General features: G+C 71.4%; 18 protein-coding genes. 15 read left to right on the top strand and 3 right to left on the bottom strand.

The features are described from left to right. Positions 1-111 precede the first annotated feature (111 nt). Together ABD093_RS12085 and ABD093_RS12080 are read left to right on the top strand one after the other, a co-directional pair. On the top strand, positions 112-1,716 hold the full coding sequence (locus tag ABD093_RS12085; RefSeq protein ID WP_343924730.1) for a hypothetical protein: 1,605 nt from the start codon (positions 112-114) through the stop codon (positions 1,714-1,716). Positions 1,717-2,059: 343 nt separating this feature from the next. Then, on the top strand, positions 2,060-3,490 hold the full coding sequence (locus ABD093_RS12080; protein ID WP_343924728.1) for an MFS transporter: 1,431 nt from the start codon (positions 2,060-2,062) through the stop codon (positions 3,488-3,490). Between the two features lie 126 nt (positions 3,491-3,616). Here ABD093_RS12080 and ABD093_RS12075 read toward each other — a convergent pair whose 3' ends face one another. Then, positions 3,617-4,747: an FUSC family protein gene (locus ABD093_RS12075; RefSeq protein WP_343924726.1), complete on the bottom strand. Its 1,131-nt coding sequence runs from the start codon at positions 4,745-4,747 to the stop codon at positions 3,617-3,619. 12 nt (positions 4,748-4,759) lie between these two features. After that, entirely contained in the window at positions 4,760-5,290 is a 531-nt protein-coding gene (locus ABD093_RS12070; RefSeq protein ID WP_343924724.1) for a MarR family winged helix-turn-helix transcriptional regulator, read from the bottom strand. Positions 5,291-5,359: 69 nt separating this feature from the next. Between ABD093_RS12070 and idi the strand changes: the two genes are divergently transcribed. The 12 genes from idi to ABD093_RS12010 all read left to right on the top strand — a co-directional run bounded on the left by idi (position 5,360) and on the right by ABD093_RS12010 (position 16,678). Beyond that, on the top strand, positions 5,360-6,055 hold the full coding sequence (idi, locus tag ABD093_RS12065; RefSeq protein WP_343924722.1) for an isopentenyl-diphosphate Delta-isomerase: 696 nt from the start codon (positions 5,360-5,362) through the stop codon (positions 6,053-6,055). Further along, positions 6,052-7,311, top strand: coding sequence for a polyprenyl synthetase family protein (locus tag ABD093_RS12060; RefSeq protein WP_343924720.1), 1,260 nt, complete (start codon positions 6,052-6,054; stop codon positions 7,309-7,311). Before idi ends, ABD093_RS12060 begins: the two co-directional genes overlap by 4 nt. After that, positions 7,308-8,885: an SDR family oxidoreductase gene (locus tag ABD093_RS12055; protein WP_343924718.1), complete on the top strand. Its 1,578-nt coding sequence runs from the start codon at positions 7,308-7,310 to the stop codon at positions 8,883-8,885. Before ABD093_RS12060 ends, ABD093_RS12055 begins: the two co-directional genes overlap by 4 nt. Beyond that, positions 8,882-9,655, top strand: coding sequence for a tryptophan-rich sensory protein (locus ABD093_RS12050; protein WP_343924716.1), 774 nt, complete (start codon positions 8,882-8,884; stop codon positions 9,653-9,655). The genes ABD093_RS12055 and ABD093_RS12050 overlap by 4 nt, the downstream gene beginning before the upstream one ends. Next, the gene (locus ABD093_RS12045; RefSeq protein WP_343924714.1) at positions 9,652-10,518 is read left to right on the top strand and encodes a phytoene/squalene synthase family protein; all 867 of its coding nucleotides are present in this window, start codon (positions 9,652-9,654) and stop codon (positions 10,516-10,518) included. Before ABD093_RS12050 ends, ABD093_RS12045 begins: the two co-directional genes overlap by 4 nt. Next, the gene (gene crtI / locus ABD093_RS12040; RefSeq protein ID WP_343924712.1) at positions 10,515-12,203 is read left to right on the top strand and encodes a phytoene desaturase family protein; all 1,689 of its coding nucleotides are present in this window, start codon (positions 10,515-10,517) and stop codon (positions 12,201-12,203) included. Before ABD093_RS12045 ends, crtI begins: the two co-directional genes overlap by 4 nt. After that, complete coding sequence (locus ABD093_RS12035) at positions 12,203-12,553, top strand: lycopene cyclase domain-containing protein (protein WP_193116654.1); 351 nt, start codon at positions 12,203-12,205, stop codon at positions 12,551-12,553. The genes crtI and ABD093_RS12035 overlap by 1 nt, the downstream gene beginning before the upstream one ends. After that, a complete protein-coding gene (locus tag ABD093_RS12030; protein ID WP_343924709.1) occupies positions 12,550-12,861 on the top strand; it encodes a lycopene cyclase domain-containing protein in 312 nt (103 codons plus the stop codon). The genes ABD093_RS12035 and ABD093_RS12030 overlap by 4 nt, the downstream gene beginning before the upstream one ends. Continuing rightward, on the top strand, positions 12,858-13,742 hold the full coding sequence (locus tag ABD093_RS12025) for a prenyltransferase (protein ID WP_343924707.1): 885 nt from the start codon (positions 12,858-12,860) through the stop codon (positions 13,740-13,742). Before ABD093_RS12030 ends, ABD093_RS12025 begins: the two co-directional genes overlap by 4 nt. Before the next feature lie 117 nt (positions 13,743-13,859). Beyond that, entirely contained in the window at positions 13,860-14,699 is an 840-nt protein-coding gene (locus ABD093_RS12020; protein ID WP_193116651.1) for a carbohydrate ABC transporter permease, read from the top strand. 49 nt (positions 14,700-14,748) lie between these two features. After that, a complete protein-coding gene (locus tag ABD093_RS12015; RefSeq protein ID WP_343924705.1) occupies positions 14,749-15,486 on the top strand; it encodes a sugar phosphate isomerase/epimerase family protein in 738 nt (245 codons plus the stop codon). Positions 15,487-15,562: 76 nt separating this feature from the next. Continuing rightward, positions 15,563-16,678 (top strand): Gfo/Idh/MocA family protein, encoded by a 1,116-nt coding sequence (locus ABD093_RS12010; RefSeq protein ID WP_343924703.1) that lies wholly within the window; start codon positions 15,563-15,565, stop codon positions 16,676-16,678. A 92-nt stretch (positions 16,679-16,770) separates the two neighbouring features. Here ABD093_RS12010 and ABD093_RS12005 read toward each other — a convergent pair whose 3' ends face one another. Then, positions 16,771-18,207 carry a NupC/NupG family nucleoside CNT transporter gene (locus ABD093_RS12005; protein WP_343924701.1) on the bottom strand — a complete coding sequence of 479 codons (1,437 nt, stop codon included), beginning with the start codon at positions 18,205-18,207 and terminating at the stop codon, positions 16,771-16,773. A 179-nt stretch (positions 18,208-18,386) separates the two neighbouring features. Between ABD093_RS12005 and ABD093_RS12000 the strand changes: the two genes are divergently transcribed. Beyond that, positions 18,387-19,844: a suppressor of fused domain protein gene (locus tag ABD093_RS12000; RefSeq protein ID WP_343924699.1), complete on the top strand. Its 1,458-nt coding sequence runs from the start codon at positions 18,387-18,389 to the stop codon at positions 19,842-19,844. Positions 19,845-19,846 lie beyond the last annotated feature (2 nt).

The following is a 19,846-nucleotide window of genomic DNA, read 5'->3' as shown; positions in this document are numbered from 1 at the left end:
AGAGTTCGAGACGCTCCACTACGAGGCCCTCACCCGAGAGCCCGCACCCACAAAGTAGCGGCAGAGAACCCGGGCCGATTCAACCGCATCGTGCGCTCCCGGAACCGGCAGATGCTCGAGCGCCTCCCGGACGCCTCGCAGACGTTCACGGCGGAGATCACCGGGGACACCGACGGCTTCGAGCACCCCACCGAGGACCGTCTCGATCTCGCTGTCGGAGCCCAGGTCATGATGCTGAACAACGATCCGTGGGACCGCTGGGTCAACGGCACGCTGGGCCGCGTCACCGCGATCGGCCGCGACCGCGAAGGCCCCGCGATCGAGGTGCTGCTGCGCGACGGCCGCAGCGAGCAGGTGCGCCCCCACACCTGGGACGTGACCCGCCCGGTGGCCGAGGGCGGCAGCCTCACCCACCAGGTGCTGGGCACCTTCACCCAGCTGCCGATGAAGCTGGCCTGGGCGATCACGATCCACAAGTCGCAGGGGCAGACATTGGACCGCGTAGTCGTGGACCTCACCGGCGGCACCTTCGCCAACGGCCAGCTGTACGTCGCGCTCTCGCGATGCACGAGCCTCGAGGGTCTCGTGCTGCGCCGCGACGTGCTCCCGCGCGACCTCAAGTCCGACCCCCGCATCCGCCGCTTCCTGGCGACCGGCGAGGACCGCGCGAGCTCGCTGGGCGAGGTGTACCTCGCGGCCCTGATGGTCGGGAACGTCGGCGACCGCTACCGGCCACGCCCGGTGGAGATCGGCGTGGTCACGGCCGACGGGGACGAGGCGACCACCATCGTGAACCCCACCAGCGACCTGTTCGCCGCCCGCACCGAGTACGGCATCACCACCCGCGACGTGCAGCTCGCCCCGGTGCTCACCGAGGCCTGGGCGGCGCTGTCACCGCTGCTCGCGGGCCGCATCCCCGTCGGCCCCCGGATCGACGAGCAGCTGGGCTGGATCGATTTCGAGCTCAAGCGCAACGGCGTCGTGGAGCGCATGCCGCTGGGCGTCGACGTGCCGGCCACCGGTCTCACGGCCGACGAGCGCGCGGCCCTGCGCGCCCCCACCGCGCTCGAGCGGGCGCGGGCGATCCGCGACCTCGTCGAGCGCCGTCGCGCGGGAGTCGCCGGAACGGGGGCCGACGGCAGCACGACCACCCTGACCGCCGCTGCCGACGCGGGCACCCCGTTCCCGCATCTCGCCCGCGGCCGCGGCTATCTGCTCTCCCGCAGCAGCGGTGAGCTCGGGAACCCCGGACCGGACGGCTTCGTCGTCGGCGGCAACCTCTCCGCGCAGGACGACGCCGCCCAGGTCCTGGCCGAGGTGCTCGAGGCCGCCTGGGCGCGGGTGGTCGCCCACGACCAGGACGTCGTGGACCGCCTGCGGGACGTCGAGACCCATTTCGGCGTGCAGGTCCTGCCCGAGGGACTGGAGATCGCGGGACCGATCGACCTCACGGAGATCCTCGTGCCCGGCGCCCGGGTGTGCTTCACCGGCGAGGTCGTCTCCGCCACGCACGGATCGGTGGATCGCTCCGAGATGGAGCACCTCGCGCGGCAGCGCGGGCTGACCCCGGTCCCGAACCTCACCAAGACGCGCACCGACGTCCTGGTGGTCGCCGAGCGCGGCACCCAGTCGAACAAGTCGAAGAACGCCGCCCGCTGGGACAAGCCCGTGCTCGAGGCCGAGGAGTTCCTGGCGTGGGCGCACGGCGCGGTGTGACGCCCATCGTCCCGAGCCGCACAGCCGGGATTCCTCGGCCGACGACGGCCCGAACAACCTACCGATAAGTACGCTTCACCCCTCCTCGCGATGATCAGCGCATCCGCCGAATCTGTCACGCGGGAATACGCTCACCAGTTCAGGTCACGATTCGCACCAGTTGCTGCAACTGATGGCAACTGGTTTCAGCGGGCAGGTGAGCATCGCATGCTGTGGCAACCCCGAGGACGCAGCCGTCCCGGGATGCATTCGGGAATTCCCGGTGCATCCTGCGGACCCGCCGCAGCCACGAATTCAAACAATGCTGTTTGACGCCGCTTCATGCGGACTCCGAGAGGAAACAATGGGCAATACCCCTATGGGCGATGATCTCTCCGCCCCCGGCACGGTGACCACCGAGACCGGCACGATCCTTGCGCGGCCCACGAACCTCGACCCGGGCGTCGCCATCGTCGAGAGCGACGGGCGCCGCCCGGACGCGACGGGCACGAAGGGCACGAAGGGCACCGGCAAGGCCATGGCCGCCATGGGCTTCTCGCAGGCCGTCGACAACTCCGAGGGCGGGTTGATCACCACCTTCTTCCCGCTCATCGGCGCCGCCTTCGGAATCGGCGAGGGAATGCTCGGTCTCCTGAGCGCGATCAGCAAATTCGCCCGCATGATCTTCGGCCCGTTCTGGGCGATGATGGCGGACAAATACGGCCGCAGGAAGATCCTGATCCTGGTCACCGGCGTCTGGGGCCTGTGGACCGTCGCCGCCGGATTCGCCCCGAACTTCACCTGGCTGCTGATCCTCTACGCGATCTCCGTGGTGGGCACCGTCGCCTCGGAGCCGATCATCAACGGACTGCTGCCTGACCTGTTCAAGCAGTCCCAGCGCGGCAAGGCCTACGGCACGATCCGAGCGATCGGCGCCGGCGTCGGCATCCTTCTCGGCCCGGCGATCGGCCTCTTCGCCCGCGGCGACGACCCGAGCCCCGACGCCTGGCGCTACGCCATGTGGACCATGGGCGCGATCTCCATCCTCTCCGGCGTGCTCATCGCGATGTGGGTCAGGGATCCTCGACAGAACACGGCCTGCGACGACATGATGGCCGAGGCCGGGACGTTCAAGATCTCCGACGGCGTGAAGCTCTTCAAGATCCCCACCATCTACCTCATGGCCGGCATGGTCGTGCTCGTCACGAGCCTCGTGCTGCTCGCCTTCTACCCGAACTTCCTGGTCATCGAACGGGGGGTCAGCGTCTTCGAGACCACCCTGACCATGTCCTGCTTCTCGATCGGCGCAGTGTTCTCCGCCTTCCTCGGCGGCCGCCTGGCGGACCTGTTCGTGCGGAAGTTCGGCGAGAAGGGCCGCATCATGCTGATGCAGATCTACCTGGTCTCGTTCGCCGCGACCGTCGCGATCGTGACCCAGCTCCCCTACGAGGGCTTCGGCGCCGCGGCCCCGATCACCTTCCTGCTGGGCCTGGTGTTCTCGATCGGCTTCTCCGGCTGCGTGCTGCCGATGGTCTCCAATGTGGTGCCCACCCAGCTCAGTGCCACCGCCCTCGCGATGCTGTTCTCGCTCATCCAGGTCGGCGTCACCGCCCTCATGTCCCTGGGGCTCGGCTTCGTCGCCGAGGCCTTCAGCAGCCAGACGATGTTCCTGTGGTTCGTCGTCGTGCCGTACCTGCTCAACGCCCTGTACTGGATGCTGTTCTACAAGGTGTACCCCCGGGACGTGGAGCGCCAGCAGGAGCGCAGCGACCAGGTGGCCGCCGGCACCTTCTGAGCCGGCACCTTCTGGGCCGACATCGGCGCGGACGTCCTGCGGGGGAACCCGCGGAGGTCCGCGTCGATCTGCGTCCGGCCCGGTCCAGCCGACCTCGTCCAACCGGCCTCTACTGCCCGGCCTCGACTATGAGGTGGATGGCGTCTCGCGGGCGGCCCGCGCGGAGGCGACGTCGTCGACGATGACGGCGATGTGCAGCATGCTGGCGATCAGGGAGCCGTAGAGCGGCCAGGAGTGCCGCGGCAGCTCCGTGTTGTCGGCCAGGTCGAGGGCGAGGGTCGAGAGCCGATCGGCGATCGGCTCCACCTCGGCATCCGGATCGGCGATGGACCGGCCGGCATCACGGACCACCGCGACCCAGCGCTGACGGAAGCGGTCATCCCACTCACCCTCGGCGTAGGCGCCCTCGCGGAGCGTGCGCGAGAGGTGCCGGAGATGCGAGATCCCTTCCTCGACCCGGGCCAGGATCTCCTCGTAGGACGCCTGGTCAGCGGCGTCCGACGCCGTGCGGCGATCACGGCGGAAGAGGTCGCCGGGGCGCCGGGTGCGGGGGTTGCCCCGTTCGCTCTCGCGAGCGAAATGCACCTCCTGCCAGGCGCTGCCGAGCTCCCGGGACATCGAGCGGGTCTCCTCGACCCAGGCGTCGGCCCGCTCGGTGTCCCAGGCCGTGGCGAACTCGTCGGCCATGTCGACCAGCACGCCGCCCATCCGACGGTTGATGCTGTCCACATAGCGCGCCGCCTGCTTCTCCCACAGCGGAGGGATGATCAGCAGGTTCACCGCGATCCCCACGGCGACGCCGAGCCCGATCTCCAGGATCCGGTCCAGCAGCAACGGCTGCTGCTGCCCGAAGCCGGCACCCAGCACGAAGATCGCGGTGGTCGCGATCGCGACCCCTTCGTCCCGGATCCACGGCACCAGCGCCACGACCATGCCGACGGCCAGGGCGAGCGCGAAGGTCCCGACGCTCACCCCGAGCCACGCGCCGATCACGAAGGACAGCGCGACGCCGAGGATCGAGGCGACCAGGGTCTGCAGGCCGCGGGAGACGGATCGGTACACCGTGACGTGCACCGTGAGCAGGGCGGTCCACGGGGCCAGGAACGGCATCTGGGAGTCGAGCACGTCCCGTGACAGCCACCAGGCGACGGTTCCCGCGATCACCGCCTTGGCGATCTGCAGCCAGCCGGTGACCGCCTCGGGTCGCACCGCGGCGGCCCACAGCTTCTGCGCACGATCCTGCAGGGTGTCGACCATCCGTCGACGGTCTCACACCTCGCGGGCGGTGAGCTCCTCGGGCGGCGCCTCGGTCTCGAGGTGCCGGGCCATCGCCCGGAGGAACTCGATCGCGGCCGGCCGGGCCGACGGCGGCACCAGGTGGGCGATCTCGAGCATCCGCTCGTGCATCCCGGCGAGCCGCTCACGGACCTGGGTATGGGCGTGGTCCGTGGCCACGACCACGCGGGAGCGGCCGTCGCGAGGGTGGGGCACGCGCTCGAGGTGGCCGGAGCCGGTGAGCCGATCCAGCAGCTTCGAGGTCGAGGCCCCGGAGATCCCCAGGTTCCTCGCGAGCGCCTGCGGGGTCGCAGGATCCTCCCCGACCTCGTGGGCGATCACGTAGCGCAGCGCGGAGAGATCCGTGGTGTTCATCTCCATGTCGGCGCTCATGCGCCGCCGCATGTCGTGATCGGCGGTGCGGAATTCCCGCAGGGCCGACAGCAGGTCAACACCCGAATCGCCGCCGTCGTACCAGTACGAACCGCCTGAGCTCCCGCTCGTCTCCCCCACGCTCTCGACCATCCTCCGATGCTACAGTTCATTTATGTAGATAGGCTAAGGATCTCAGGCCGAGCATCGACGAGGAGGGCCATGATCACGACTGCAGGCGAAAGCACGCGGGAACCCCAGGACACGGTGTCCAGCGATTCCTGGGACCTCGACGGATCCTCGGGCCGCGGCGACCACAGCGACCACGTGATCCTGCTGGACGAGGACTGCGCCCCGCTGGGCCTCGCCCCTCGGGCCACCGTCCATTCCGCCACGACGCCGCTCCATCTCGCCTTCTCCTGCCACGTGGTGCGCGAGGACGGTCAGGTGCTGGTCACCCGTCGTGCCCTGACCAAGCGCACCTGGCCCGGAGTGTGGACCAACTCCTTCTGCGGGCATCCGCGCCAGGGCGAGTCCTTCGCCGCTGCAGTCGCCCGCCACGCCGCCCATGAGCTGGGGCTGGAGGTGCGCGGGGTGCGCGCGGCGCTGCCGGACTTCCGCTATCGCGCGGTCGACGCCTCCGGGGTGGTGGAGAACGAGATCTGCCCCGTCTTCATCGCCGACGCCGTCGGCGAGCCCACGCCGAATCCTGCGGAGGTCATGGACCTGCGCTGGGTCGCCCCTGGAGAGATCGCCGCACTCGTGGACCTCGCGCCCTGGACCCTGAGCCCGTGGATGGTCTCCCAGGTCCCTGATCTGCGCGGACACCTCGTCCCGTCGGCCGCACAGACGCCGGGCCCCGCCGCCGCACCCGCACCCGCACCCGCACCCGCACCCGCACCCGCGAGCAGATCATGAGTGCCCACGACCACGGCGCCGTGGACAGGGAGATCGCGCGCCTGCTCACGCGCGGTGTCACCTCCTCGAGCCCGGAGCACCGCGACCTGTGGGATGCCTTCGCCCGCGCCGCCGACGGTGGGAAGCGGTTCCGACCCGCGCTGCTCACGGCCACGCACGGCGCCCTCGGCGGTGGGCGTGAGGTGGCTGCGGTCCAGGTCGCCGCCGCCCTCGAGCTGCTGCACACCGCTTTCGTCGTCCAGGACGACGTGATCGACGGCGATCCGACGCGACGCGGCGTGCCCAGCCTGCCCGGCAGCTTCGCGCAGGACGTCCAGCAGCGCGGGGCCTCCCCCGCCGCCGCCCAGCGCTACGGCGAGGCGGCCGGCATCCTCGCCGGCGATCTCGGTCTGCTCGCGGCGTTCCGGGCGATCGCCCGCTGCGAAGCCCCTGCCCCCGTGGTCGACCGCCTGCTGGATCTCGTCGAGACCACCGTCCACGACTCCGCTGTCGGTGAGCTCGCCGACGTGCGCCTGCAGCTGGACCTGCGATCCGAGCCGCAACCCGACCGGACGGAACAGTCGGGTCAGACGGCGCAGTCCGCGGCGCTGAGGGACGCCCTGGCCGTCGCCGAGTTCAAGACCGCGGTCTACTCCTTCCAGTTCCCGCTCCACGCGGGCGCGCTGCTCGCCGACGCCGAGGACGCGACCCTCGCCGCCCTCGACGAGATCGGCAGCCTGCTCGGCATCGGCTTCCAGCTGTTCGACGACCTGCTGGGACTTTTCGGCGAGGAGCGCCGCACCGGCAAGAGCGCACTCGGCGACCTGCGCGAGGGCAAGCGCACCGCGCTGATCGCGCACGCGACCACCACCGCCCAGTGGCGCCAGCTCCAGCCGCTGCTGGGACGGCCGGACCTCGACGCCGAGGACGCCCGCCGCGCCCGCACGCTGCTCACCGACAGCGGTTCCCGCACGTGGACGGAGGAACTCGCCCGCTGGCACCTGACCAGCGCCGTCTCCTCCGCGATCCGCCATCGGCTGCCGGCCGCCCTCGTGCACGCCCTGAGCACCGCGACCGACGAGATCCTGCGCACCGCCGACCTCCTGCTCCCCTCGCAGCCGCCGTCGGCCCCGGACTCGGGCGCGGATCCGGCGGATTCCTCGCCCGCCGATCGCACCGCCGAGGACACGCCGCCTCATCTCACTCCCGCGTACCGGGCCTCCACCCACGAAATCCCCGCGCACCGCAGTCCGGCGACGACAGGATCCTCCTCATGAGCACCGCAGACGGCAGCACCCCGGACCGCAGCACCGCCCCCGGACCCGCCGCCCCGCTGGTCCTCGTCACCGGTGCCACCGGCTACATCGGCGGCAGGGTGATCCCCGAGCTGCTCCGCGCCGGCCTGCGGGTGCGCGCGATGGCTCGGCACGCCGACCGGCTCGACGGGCGCTCCTGGCGGGACGACGTCGAGGTGGTCGAGGCCGACGTCATGGATGCCGCGACGCTGGCCGATGCCCTGGACGGCGTCGACGTCGCCTATTACCTGATCCACGCCATGGGCTGCGGCAAGGGATTCGCCGACCACGACCGCACCGGGGTGCAGAACTTCGCGGACGTCGCGGCACGGTCCGGGGTGCGACGGATCGTCTACCTCGGCGGCATCCATCCCGAGGGTGAGGAGCTCTCCGCGCACATGGCCTCCCGGAAGGAGGTCGGGGACGTGCTCCTGGCCGGCGAGGTCCCTGCCGTGGTGCTGCGCGCCGCGGTGATCCTCGGCTCCGGCAGCGCCTCCTTCGAGGTGATGAGCCACCTCGCCGAGCGTCTCCCGGTGATGATCGCCCCGCGCTGGGTCCACAACCGCATCCAGCCGATCGCCGTGCGCGACGTGCTCCACTACCTCGTCGGCGCAGCCCGGCTCGAGGGCGCACCGAACCGCACCTTCGACGTCGGCGGGCCCGACGTGCTCACCTACGCCGGCCTGCTGCGGGCCTACGCCCGGGTCGCCGGGCTGCGACCACGCCGGATCCAGGCGGTCCCCGTGCTCACCCCGCGCCTGGCGAGCCACTGGATCGGCCTGGTCACGCCGGTCCCCACCGGGATCGCCCGCCCGCTGGTCGAGTCGCTGATCCACGACTCCGTCGCGGCGGAGTCCGACCTCCGTGGGCTCATCGCCGATCCCGAGGGCGGGCTCACCGGGGTGGACCGTGCCATCTCCCTCGCCCTGACCCGGATCCACGAGCTCGACGTGAGCACCGCCTGGCACTCGGCAGCACCGGCCGGGGCTCCGTCGGCCCCGCTGCCCGAGGACCCGCAGTGGGCCGGCGGCATCGTGCGCGGTGACGAACGCAGCCGGCGCGTCGCGGCCAGCCCGGAGATCCTGTGGGCCGTCGTCGAGGGCATCGGCGGCGCGAACGGCTGGTACTCCTGGCGTCTCGGCTGGGTCGCCCGCGGGCTGATGGATCGGATTGTCGGCGGTCCGGGACTGCGCCGCGGTCGCCGTCATCCGCAGCGCCTCTCGGTGGGCGATGCCCTGGACTGGTGGCGGGTGGAACGGATCGAGCCGGGCCGTCTGCTGCGCCTGCGCGCCGAGATGCGCGTCCCGGGTGAGGCCTGGCTCGAGCTGCGGGTCGAGGCCGAGGCCAACGGCGGCTCGCGACTGCACCAGCGCGCCATCTACCACCCGCGCGGCCTGCTCGGGGACGCGTACTGGTGGGCCGTCTGGCCCTTCCACGGCATCGTCTTCGGCGGCATGCAGCGCAACATCGCCCGCGCCGCCGAGGGTGCCACCACCAGTGCTCCCACCGCCCGCCCCCGCACCTCCCGTCGACCCGATCAGGAGTCCACCTCATGACGATCCTCCGCCGCGGGGCCGTGACCCTCGCCTTCCTGGCCGCCATGGTCGGCACCGCCATCGGCGTGGGTGCCGTCGGCGGGGACCCGATCGCCGAGGCCGCGGGCGGGCTGCTCGCCGCGGACTCCACCCATCTCGCCCCGGCCTCCTCGGCGTTCTCGATCTGGTCGCTGATCTACCTCGGCCTCGGTGCCTACACCCTGTGGCAGTGGTGGGACCCCCGTGATGAACGCTTGATCGCTGCGCCGGCCATCGCCTCGCTGCTGCTGAACGCCGCCTGGATCCTCGTGATCCAGGCCGGCTGGGTGTGGGTCAGCGTGCCGGTGATCGCCGTGCTGCTGGGTGTGCTGGCCCTGCTGTTCCACCGGATCACGGTGCACCCGGCCCGCAGCCTCCTCGAGCGGGTCGTCGTGGACGGCACCTTCGGCCTGTATCTCGGCTGGGTGAGCGTCGCGACCTGCGCGAACATCGCCGCGGCGCTGAAGGGTGCCGGCTTCCTGGGCTTCGGGGTCCCGGAGGTGCTCGCCGTCGTGGTGCTCGCGGTCGTCGCCGCGCTCGGCATCGCCCTCACGGTGGCGGGGCGGCGCCCTATCGCCGCGCCGGCGGCGATGGTCTGGGGCCTGGCCTGGATCGCCGTGGGCCGGGCCGCCGACGCCCCGCACTCCCCCGTGGTCGCGATCGCCGCCGTCACCGCGGCCCTCGTGATCACGATCGCCGCGGTCACCGGGTGGCTGCGCGGCCGACGGGCACCGGACGGGGCTGTGCGATGAGCACCCTGCGCCCGCCCGATGCGCCCGGCACCCACTACGACCGAGTCGCGCAGCGCAGCGCGCGCACCGTCATCGCGGGCTACTCGACCTCGTTCGGCTGGGCCGTGCGGCTGCTGGAGGAACCGGTGCGCACGCATGTGCGCAGCATCTATGCGCTGGTGCGCGTGGCCGACGAGACGGTGGACGACCCCGACCCGCTCCTGCCGAACACGCTGCGTGCCCAGATGCTCGACGACCTCGCCGCCGAGACGGCGCGCGCGGTGCAGCGGGGCCGTTCCACCAACCTCGTGGTGCAGGCTTTCGCGATCACCGCCCGACGCCACGGCATCGGCCCCGAGCTGCTCGACCCGTTCTTCGCCTCGATGCGCGCCGATCTGGCCGTCTCCGAGCACGACCAGGCGAGCCTGCAGGAGTACGTGCACGGCAGCGCCGAAGTGGTCGGGCTGATGTGCCTGCGGGTCTTCGTCGCCGGGGACGACGCCGCCTTTGCGCGGCTGCGGGAGCCTGCGCAGAGCCTGGGCGCCGCGTTCCAGAAGGTCAACTTCCTGCGTGACCTCGCAGAGGATCACGACCAGCTCGGCCGCGCCTACTTCCCGGGGCTGGACCCCGAGAGCTTCTCCGACGCGCATCGCGACCAGCTGCTCGACGACATCGACGCGGATCTCGACCGCGCCGCCGCCGCGATCCCCCACCTGCCCGGCGGAAGCCGTCGGGCGGTGGCCGCCGCGCACGGGCTGTACAGCGCGCTGTCCCGCCGGCTGCGGGCCACCCCCGCCGCGGAGATCCGCCGCACCCGGGTGCGGGTCCCCGACCACGAGAAGGCGCAGATCCTCGCGCGCGTGCTGCTGGGCCGACGCGCATGAGCACCTCCGATCCCCGCGCCCCCATCGCCAGCGCTTCCGACCCCCGCACAGCGGTCGTCATCGGCGGCGGGATCTCCGGACTCGCGACCGCCGCCCTGCTGGCCCGCGACGGCTACCAGGTTGACCTGGTCGAGGCGCGCGAGGAGCTCGGCGGCCGCGCCGGCTCGTGGGAGCGCGACGGCTTCCGCTTCGACACCGGCCCCTCCTGGTACCTGATGCCCGAGGTCTTCGACCACTTCTTCCGCCTCCTCGGCACATCGTCCGCCGAGCAGCTGGACCTGCGCCCCCTGGACCCGGGCTACCGCGTGCTCTTCGAGGGATACGAGGAGCCGCTGGACCTCCACGCCTCCGCCGCCCGCAATGCCGACGCCTTCGAGGAGATCGAACCCGGCGCAGGACGCCGGCTCGCGGAGTACCTCGACTCCGCCGGGAACACCTACGACCTGGCGCTGAAGCACTTCCTGTATACGTCCTTCACCTCGCTGCGAGGATTCCTGGACCCGGCCGTGATCACCCGGGCACCCCGGCTGCTGGCGCTGCTCGCCGAGCCCCTCGAGCGGTTCGTCGCCCGGCGCTTCCGGGATCCGAGGCTGCGCCAGGTGCTCGGCTATCCGGCGGTGTTCCTCGGCTCCTCGCCGGACCGCACCCCGAGCATGTACCACCTGATGAGCGCCCTGGACCTGACGGGTGGGGTGCAGTATCCGCAGGGCGGCTTCGCCACGCTGATCGATGCCGTCGTCCGTCTCGCCGAGCGCGAGGGCGTGCGCCTGCACACCGGCACCCGCGCCACGCGGATCCTCACCGCTCCGAGCGCCGCCGAGCGCGGAACCCGGGCCCAGGGACCCGGGGCGCTCCGGCACCCCCAGAGGCTCCGGAGACCCGAGGTGCAGGGAGCCGAGGTGCGAACGGCCGACGGGGGCCACCGCACCCTGCGCGCCGATGTCGTCGTCGCCACCGCGGACCTCCATCACGTGGAGACCGCTCTGCTGCCGCGCCCGCTGCAGACCTACCCGGAACCGTGGTGGCGGCGGCGCACGAGCGGCCCCGGCGCCGTGCTGGTGCTGCTCGGCGTGCGGGGCGAGCTGCCGCAGCTGCAGCACCACACCCTGCTCTTCACGCGCGACTGGCACGAGAACTTCGGGGCGATCCGCGAGGGACGCGTCCCCTCCCCGGCCTCGTCCTACGTGTGCCGACCCTCGGCGACCGATCCGTCGGTCGCGCCGCCCGGTCACGAGAACCTGTTCGTGCTGGTCCCCGTGCCGTCGGACCCGTCGCTGGGTCACGGCGGCGAGGACGGGACCGGCTCCCCCGCCGTCGAGCGCATCGCCGACGAGGCGATCGCCCGGCTCGCCGAGCAGGCTGGGGTCCCCGACCTCGCCGAGCGCATCGTGGTGCGCCGCACGGTCGGTCCGGCCGAGTTCGCCGAGGATCTCGGGGCCTGGCGGGGCAGCATGCTCGGCCCGGCCCACACCCTGCGGCAGAGCGCCTTCTTCCGCGCCGGCAACGCCTCCCGCCGGGTGACCGGGCTGCTGTACGCGGGCTCCAGCACGCTGCCGGGCATCGGCCTGCCGATGTGCCTGATCAGCGCGGAGCTCATCGCGAAGAGGCTGCGGGGCGACCGCTCCTCCGCGCCGCTGCCCGAACCTGCTGCGCGGACGGCCACGAGCAGCGGGGTCGACGCCTGATGGCCGGGCTGTACCTCGCCGCGCTGCTGGTCCCCTCGGGATGCATGGTGCTGCTGGACCGTCGCTTCCGCCTCGTCCTGTGGAGCACGCCGCGGAGCTCCGCCCGGGCCCTCGTGCTCACCCTCGGAATCGGGATCGTCTTCTTCCTGCTGTGGGATCTCGCCGCGATCGCCTCCGGCCACTACCGCACCGGTCAGAGCCCGGCGATGACCGGCATCGAGCTCCTGCCCGATCTGCCCCTCGAGGAGCTCGTGTTCGTCAGCTTCCTCGCCTACACGACGCTCGTGCTGTGGGGGCTGCTCGCCCGCGCGATGCCCCGGAGGAGAGAGAGCCGGAGGAGGGCGGGATGACCTACGCCCTGCTCGCCGCCCTCTTCCTCCTGCCCCCGGTGCTGGTGACGGCGCTCGCCGCCGTGGTGCGTCGGCCCGGACCACGCTGGTGGGCGGTGACCGCCGGGACCGTCGTCGTGCTGCTGCTCCTCACGATCGTGTTCGACTCCGCGATGATCGCGGCGGACCTGTTCCGGTACGACGAGTCCCAGCTGAGCGGGCTGCGGATCGCGCTGGTCCCGGTGGAGGACCTCGCCTGGCCGCTCGCCGCCGGACTGCTGCTGCCCTCGCTCGCCCTGCTGCTGAACCCCCTCGAGAAGGACCGATGACCACGACCACCGATGCCCCCGGTGCAGTCCGCCAGCTGGTGGGCTCCTCCCGCCCGCTGAGCTGGGTCAACACCGCCTACCCCTTCGCGGCGGCATACCTGCTGGCCGGCGGCGGCATCACCCTCACGCTCGTGCTCGGCACGGTGTTCTTCCTCGTGCCGTACAACCTGCTCATGTACGGGATCAACGATGTCTTCGACCACGAATCGGACCTGCGCAACCCGCGCAAGGGCGGCGTCGAGGGGATCGTGCTGGACAGCCGCTGGCACACGCTCACACTGTGGTCCGCCGGGCTGCTCGCCCTGCCCTTCGTGATCGCGCTCCTGCTGCTCGGCTCGCTGACATCCGCCCTCGTGCTCATGGTCGTGCTGGCGGCAGTGATCGGATACTCCGCGCCGGGGCTGCGCCTCAAGGAGCGTCCGGTGCTGGACTCGCTCACCTCGTCGACGCATTTCGTCGGCCCCGCCGCCGTGGGCCTGGCCCTGTCCGGCGCACCGCTCACACTCGCCGCCCTCGCGGCGCTGGCCGCGTTCTTCCTGTGGGGCATGGCCTCGCACGCCTTCGGCGCCGTGCAGGACATCGTGCCCGACCGGGAGGCCGGGATCGGATCGATCGCCACCGTGCTCGGGGCACGCACGACGGTTCGCCTCTCGCTGGCCCTGTACACCGCCGCCGGGCTCCTCATGCTCGCCGCCGGATGGCCCGCACTGCTGGCAGGGCTCCTGGTCATCCCCTACATCGCGAGCATCTGGCCGTACCGCTCGCTGTCCGACGAGCACGGCGACCGCGCCCGTCCCGGCTGGCGGCGGTTCCTGGGCCTGAACCTGCTGACCGGGTTCCTGCTCACCCAGCTGCTGATCTGGATCGCCCTGCGGAGCTGACGCCGCGCCCCCACCACTTCGTCATCCCGCCCTTCGACCCTCGACCCTCGACCGATCGGTCCACCCCGAAGCCGGACCATCCCGACTACTTCACCCAGTGGAAGAAGGAGAAGAACAATGCGTGAGACCGTCGGAGAGAAAGTCTTCCGCACCGTCGTGCTCGTGGTCCTCACGGTGTTCGTCGTGGTGCCGCTGTACGTCATGATCACCACCTCGCTGAAGCCGCTGGGCGATGTGCAGGCCGGGTTCTCGTGGATCCCCACCACCCTCACCATCCAGCCGTTCATCGACATGTGGTCGACGGTGCCGCTGGCGAAGTACTTCATGAACTCGCTGATCGTCACCTCGGTCGCGACCCTGTTCAGCGTCGGTGTGGCGACGCTCGCCGCCTACGCCGTCTCGCGCTGGCGCTTCCGCGGCCGCGGCCCGTTCATGACCACCGTGCTGTCCACCCAGATGTTCCCCGGCGTGCTGTTCCTGCTGCCGCTGTACCTGATCTTCGTGAACATCGACGCGACCTTCGGGATCCCGCTGGTGGGCACCCGCATCGGCCTGATCATCACCTATCTGACGTTCTCGCTGCCCTTCGCGATCTGGATGCTGGTGGGCTACTTCGACGGCATCCCCCAGGAGCTCGACCAGGCCGGCAAGGTCGACGGCGCCAGCAACCTCACCATCCTGCTGCGCATCATCCTGCCCGCCGCGCGGCCCGGCATCGTGGCCGTCGCGATATACGCCTTCATGACAGCCTGGGGAGAAGTCCTGTTCGCCTCTGTGCTGACCACGGAGGAGACCCGTACGCTCGCGGTGGGGCTGCGGCAGTACGCCACGCAGACCAACGTCTACTGGAACCAGGTCCTCGCCGCCTCGCTCGCGGTGTCGATCCCGGTGGTCGTCGGCTTCCTCATGATGCAGAAGAACTTCGTCGCCGGCCTCACCGCCGGCGCCGTGAAGTGACCCGCCCCGGCGAGACAACCCGCCCCGACCTCCCTCCGGAAGGAACCCCATGGAGATCTCCGTCCAGATGTACAGCGTGCGCGAGGCCCTCGCGTCCGATTTCCAGGGCACGGTGGCGCGCCTGGTCGAGCTCGGCCTCACCCACGCCGAGCCGTTCAGCCTGCTCCAGTACCGCGAAGAGCTGGTGCGCGCCCGCGAGCAGTTCGCGATCGACTTCCCCAGCGCCCACCAGTCCTTCCTGGGTGAGGACACCGACTTCGCCACGGTGCTCGAGGCGGCAGGTGCCGTGGGAGTGACGTACCTGATCGACCCGTCGTGGAGGGCCGAGGACTGGGCCGACGCCGGGACGGTCCGCGCCGTCGCCGCGAGGCTGAACGAGCGCGCCGAGCAGGCGGCGGCCGCGGGCATCCGCGTCGGCTATCACAACCACCACATCGAGCTCTCCTCGCAGCTGGAGGGCCGCAGCGCCCTCGAGCTCTTCGCCGACGAGCTCGATCCGCGGGTCGTGCTCGAGGTCGACACCTACTGGGCCGCGGTGGGCGGGGCCGACGTCCCCGCCCTGCTCGGCGCGCTCGGCGAGCGCGTGCAGCTCGTGCACCTCAAGGACGGCGACCTCTCCACGGACGCCTCCACGCAGCTCCCCCTCGGTGAGGGTGCCATGCCGCTTGCCCAGACCCTGGACGCCTCGGCGCACGTGGCCCTCGGCGTGATCGAGTTCGACGCGTACGCAGGGGACATGTTCGACGGCATCGCCGCGTCGCTCGCCCACCTGAACAGCGCTGTCTGACCCGACGTACGGCCCCCGCACCATCCACGCCCCGCACCCCGGGGCCCGCTCCCCCGCATCACGAAGGACTGTCTCCATGACCTCCCAGAACCAGACCGGCCCCGTCGGCGTCGGCATCATCGGCGCCGGCACCATCTCCGGCCAGTACCTCGAGAACCTCACGTCCTTCCCGGACGTCACCGTGCACATCATCGGCGACCTCTACCCCGAGGCCGCACAGAAGCGCGCCGAGGAGTTCAACGTCCCCGCCTTCGGCACCACCCAGGACGTGCTGGACCACCCCGAGGTCGAGATCGTCATCAACCTGACGATCCCCACCGCGCACGCCGAGGTCTCCCAGGCCATCGTCGCCGCCGGCAAGCACGTGTGGACCGAGAAGCCGATCACCACGGTCCCGGCCGACGCGACGGCCCTGCTCGAGGCGGCCGAGAAGGCGGGCGTGCGCGTGGGCGGCGCTCCCGACACCGTGCTCGGCGCCGGCATCCAGACCGGTCTGCGCACGCTGCGCGAGGGCTCCATCGGCGCTCCGACCAGCGCCCTGACCCTGTTCCAGTCCCCCGGCCCCGAGTCCTGGCACCCGAACCCGGCCTTCCTGTTCCAGGAGGGCGCCGGGCCCCTGTACGACATCGCGCCGTACTACACGACCACCCTCGTGCTCGCCCTCGGCCCGGTCACCTCGGTCAGCGCCGTGGGCTCCAAGGCCCGCGAGCAGCGCACCATCGGCTCGGGCCCCAAGGCCGGCGAGGTCTTCGACGTCACCGTTCCCACCCAGGTCGCGGCTCTGCTGCGCTTCGAGTCCGGGCAGAACGCGACCGTGCTGCTGAGCTTCGACTCCCCGCACACCCGCACCGGTTTCGTCGAGGTGTACGGCACCGATGCGACCCTCGCGTTCCCGGACCCCAACGTCTTCGACGGCGACTCGGCGCTGACCGAGTACCGCGGCGAGACGGCCACCCCGATCCCCGCCACCGGCGCCGTCACCGGCCGCGGGCTGGGCGTGCTGGAGATGGCCCGGTCGATCCGTGCCGGCGTGCCGCACCGGGCCCAGGGTGCGATCGCCGCCCACGTCCTGGACGTCATGGTGGGCATCGAGACCGCCATCACCGAGGGGTCGATCGTCGAGGTGAGCTCCACCTTCGCCGAGGTCGAGCCCATGCCCGCCGACTTCGACCCCTTCGCCACGACCCTCTGAGTTCTGCTGATCGAGCCGTGCATTACCTGCGTTCTGCCTCCCTGGAACGCAGGTAATGCACGGCTCGATTCAGGTGGACCGACCTGCGCCGGTCAGCCGAGCAGGATCCCGGCGATCGCGGCGCTCATGAGGTTGGCCAGGGTGCCGCCGAGGATCGCCTTCAGGCCGAGCTGGGCGATCTCGGAGCGTCGGCTCGAGGCGAGGCCGCCGAGCCCGCCCAGCAGGATGCCCAGGGAGCTGAGGTTCGCGAACCCGGTGAGGGCGAACGTGGTGATCGCGGCGGTCTTCGGGCTGAAGCTGCCGATCTCGGGTCCGAAGCCGGCGAAGGCGACGAACTCGTTGACCACGACCTTCTGCCCCACGTAGCTGCCGGAGCTGACGGCCTCGCCCCAGGGCACGCCGATCATGGCCATGATCGGGGCGAACACCCAGCCGAGGATCTGCTGGAAGGTGAGGTCACCGGCCCCGAACCAGCCGCCGACCGTGCCCAGCAGCAGGTTGATCAGGGCGATCAGGGAGATGAAGGCCAGCAGCATGGCGCCGACGGTCGCGGCGAGCTTGAGCCCGTCGGCCGCTCCCCCGGCCGCAGCGTCGATGACATTGGCGTACTGCATCTCCTCGAGATCGTCCTCGGTGTCCTCGGTGTCCTCGGTGTCGTCTGTGTCGTCGGTGTCCTCGTCCTCGGCCGTCGTGGTCGCGCCTGTCCCGGCGGCGGCCGCCCCGTCGTCGGCCCCGACCGTCGTGGGCGTACGGGCGGTCGTGCCCGTCCCGGCCGTGGCCGCCCCGTCGTCGGCCGCCTTCGCGCTCCGTCCCCCGGATCGCTGATTGCTGGCCTCCACCAGGGCGGCTTCCCGCGCCAGGGCGTCGGGGTCGTCCTCGGGCACCAGCATCTTGGCCATGAGCAGGGCGCCCGGGGCGGCCATGAAGCTCGCCGCGATCAGGTACTCCAGCGGTGCACCCAGCAGCGAGTAGCCCACGAGCACGGACCCGGCGACGGTGGAGAGCCCGCCCACCATCACGGCGAACAGCCCGGAGCGCGAGAGCCGCTTGATGTAGGGGCGGATCACCAGGGGCGCCTCGGTCTGGCCCACGAAGATGTTGGCCGCGGCGTTCACGGACTCGGCGTAGCCGGTGCCCAGCAGCTTGCCGAGGCCTCCGCCGAGCAGTGCGACGAGCTTGGGCAGGATCTTCCAGTGGTAGAGCACCGCGGTGAGGGACGCGAAGAAGATGATCACCGGGAGCACCTGGAGGGCGAAGACGCTGCCCTCACCGTCGGCCGGGATCAGGGGCCCGAACAGGAAGGAGATGCCTTCGGCGGAGGTGTCGATGACGGACTGGAAGCCCGCCGAGACCTTGCCCAGCGCCCATTGGCCCGGTCCCCAGTACAGGACCAGCACCCCGAAGCCCACCTGGAGCGCGAGGGCACCGATCACGGTGCGCAGGCGGATCGCCCGGCGGTTGCTGGAGAGGGCGAAGGCGATCAGCAGGAGTCCTGCCATTCCGCCGAGGCCCCAGAGCAGGTCGACCATCGCACTCACCTCATGACAGCAGTTCGGAAACAGGAGATCGGGAACAGGGCCCGATGCGCGCGCCAGTGTAGGGGTCGACGCCCGGCGGCCCAACCGTCGCCGGTGACAGCGCCGATGACCGAAGATGGACCGTGCACGGATCCCCGGATCCCCGATCGACCCGCACCCTTGGAGCACTCATGGACCCGACGCCGCACGGCACCTCGCACCGGGAGGCGCTGCTGGCGCACCTCACGGAGTTCCTCGGGGATCAGTACGTCATCGCCACCGACACGACGGCTCCCGGCAGCGCGTCAGGTCCCGACGTCTCCTCGGACCTCCCCGCCCCGATCGACCTGGCCGTGTTCGCCCCGTCGGAGCAGGTTCCCCACGCCACCCTGGTCACGCTCGGTCTGTCCGAGAGCCCGATGCGCACCGAGAGCGTCGAGGAGTACCGGCTCGAACTGCTGATGGGTCTTCCCGCAGGATGGCCGGGCATCGATCCTCCCCAGCCGGAGCTGCTGGAGGCGGGCGCGAACTCCTGGCCGCTGCATCTCCTGCGGGACACCGCGCGGATCCCGGGCGAGGACGGCTCCACGCTGGACTGGGGCCACAGCATCACGAACCTGGGCACGCGCTACGACCCATCGGCCCCCTTCACCGGGGCGCTGATCGGCCCGCCCTACGGATACCCGCCGCAGCTGATGAACGCGCCGACCCCCGCCGGTGGCGTGCAGATCCTCGCGGTGCTCCCGGCCACCGACGAGGAGCTCGCGCTGAGGGTCTCCGTCCCTTCCGGCGGCGACATGGTGCTGGACCGCCTCGAGCGGGCCGGGGTCACCGCGGTCCTCGATCCGGCGCGCGAGTCCGTGACCGACGGGCCGGCGCCGTGGCGTCTGCATGTGCTGCTGCGGGAGCCGGCCGAGCATCTGGGTCAGGTGCTCGAGGGGGTGCTGCCGAACATGGCGGAGCAGCTCGGCGCGCAGGGCATCGACGAGTTCGTGCTGCCGATCGGTCCCGAGCCGCTGCGCTGGCGGGTGGGCGGGCGCTTCGCCCCGTCGGCCCTCGCAGACGACCTCGAGCTCGCCGCGCTGCCGGAGCAGGAGCTCGCCGTGCTCCGCGAGGCGATCACCAGCCACGCCACGGTGCTCACGCTCTCCCCGGAGCGCCCAGGCGACGGCGCGACCGTGGCCGGCGCAGCGGCGATGGCGCAGCTGCTGGTCGAGGCCGGAAAGGCCCTCGCGATCTGGATCCCCCATCAGCGGCATCTGACCACCGCCGCACAGTTCTCGGCAGATATCGCGGCCGGGCTGCCCACCACGTGCCGGGTCCACCCCGAGTCGGCGCTGGTCAGCATCGGCGCCGACGGACCCGGCGCGGACGACGCCGCACGGACCGCCGGGCTCGCGGCGCTCGGCGGCGCGGAGGTGCGGTTCGCCGCGCCCGAAATGACCACGACGCAGAGGATCGGCCGTCTGCACCGGATGATCGCCGACTGCGTCGAGGAGGTCGGCGTCGTCCCGACGGCGGGCCAGCAGGCACGCGTGGACGGCACGACCTACGAGCTGCGGCTCGACGCTGCGGCGGGTACGAGTACGGGAGTCGGGTCGGAGGTCCAGGAGCAGGTTCTGCAAATGGCCCCGATCAGCCCCCGGTAGGT

It is taken from the genome of Brachybacterium tyrofermentans, assembly GCF_039526165.1.
Lineage (GTDB): Bacteria > Actinomycetota > Actinomycetes > Actinomycetales > Dermabacteraceae > Brachybacterium > Brachybacterium tyrofermentans.
Note: the sequence above shows the minus strand (reverse complement) of the source record. Positions and strands in the feature narration are given on the sequence as shown.

Coding starts and splice junctions, on each gene's coding strand:
- ABD093_RS12085 (WP_343924730.1), top strand. CDS start 112: ATGCTCGAGCGCCTCCCGGACGCCTCGCAGACGTTCACGGCGGAGATC.
- ABD093_RS12080 (WP_343924728.1), top strand. CDS start 2,060: ATGGGCAATACCCCTATGGGCGATGATCTCTCCGCCCCCGGCACGGTG.
- ABD093_RS12075 (WP_343924726.1), bottom strand. CDS start 4,747: ATGGTCGACACCCTGCAGGATCGTGCGCAGAAGCTGTGGGCCGCCGCG.
- ABD093_RS12070 (WP_343924724.1), bottom strand. CDS start 5,290: ATGGTCGAGAGCGTGGGGGAGACGAGCGGGAGCTCAGGCGGTTCGTAC.
- idi (WP_343924722.1), top strand. CDS start 5,360: ATGATCACGACTGCAGGCGAAAGCACGCGGGAACCCCAGGACACGGTG.
- ABD093_RS12060 (WP_343924720.1), top strand. CDS start 6,052: ATGAGTGCCCACGACCACGGCGCCGTGGACAGGGAGATCGCGCGCCTG.
- ABD093_RS12055 (WP_343924718.1), top strand. CDS start 7,308: ATGAGCACCGCAGACGGCAGCACCCCGGACCGCAGCACCGCCCCCGGA.
- ABD093_RS12050 (WP_343924716.1), top strand. CDS start 8,882: ATGACGATCCTCCGCCGCGGGGCCGTGACCCTCGCCTTCCTGGCCGCC.
- ABD093_RS12045 (WP_343924714.1), top strand. CDS start 9,652: ATGAGCACCCTGCGCCCGCCCGATGCGCCCGGCACCCACTACGACCGA.
- crtI (WP_343924712.1), top strand. CDS start 10,515: ATGAGCACCTCCGATCCCCGCGCCCCCATCGCCAGCGCTTCCGACCCC.
- ABD093_RS12035 (WP_193116654.1), top strand. CDS start 12,203: ATGGCCGGGCTGTACCTCGCCGCGCTGCTGGTCCCCTCGGGATGCATG.
- ABD093_RS12030 (WP_343924709.1), top strand. CDS start 12,550: ATGACCTACGCCCTGCTCGCCGCCCTCTTCCTCCTGCCCCCGGTGCTG.
- ABD093_RS12025 (WP_343924707.1), top strand. CDS start 12,858: ATGACCACGACCACCGATGCCCCCGGTGCAGTCCGCCAGCTGGTGGGC.
- ABD093_RS12020 (WP_193116651.1), top strand. CDS start 13,860: ATGCGTGAGACCGTCGGAGAGAAAGTCTTCCGCACCGTCGTGCTCGTG.
- ABD093_RS12015 (WP_343924705.1), top strand. CDS start 14,749: ATGGAGATCTCCGTCCAGATGTACAGCGTGCGCGAGGCCCTCGCGTCC.
- ABD093_RS12010 (WP_343924703.1), top strand. CDS start 15,563: ATGACCTCCCAGAACCAGACCGGCCCCGTCGGCGTCGGCATCATCGGC.
- ABD093_RS12005 (WP_343924701.1), bottom strand. CDS start 18,207: ATGGTCGACCTGCTCTGGGGCCTCGGCGGAATGGCAGGACTCCTGCTG.
- ABD093_RS12000 (WP_343924699.1), top strand. CDS start 18,387: ATGGACCCGACGCCGCACGGCACCTCGCACCGGGAGGCGCTGCTGGCG.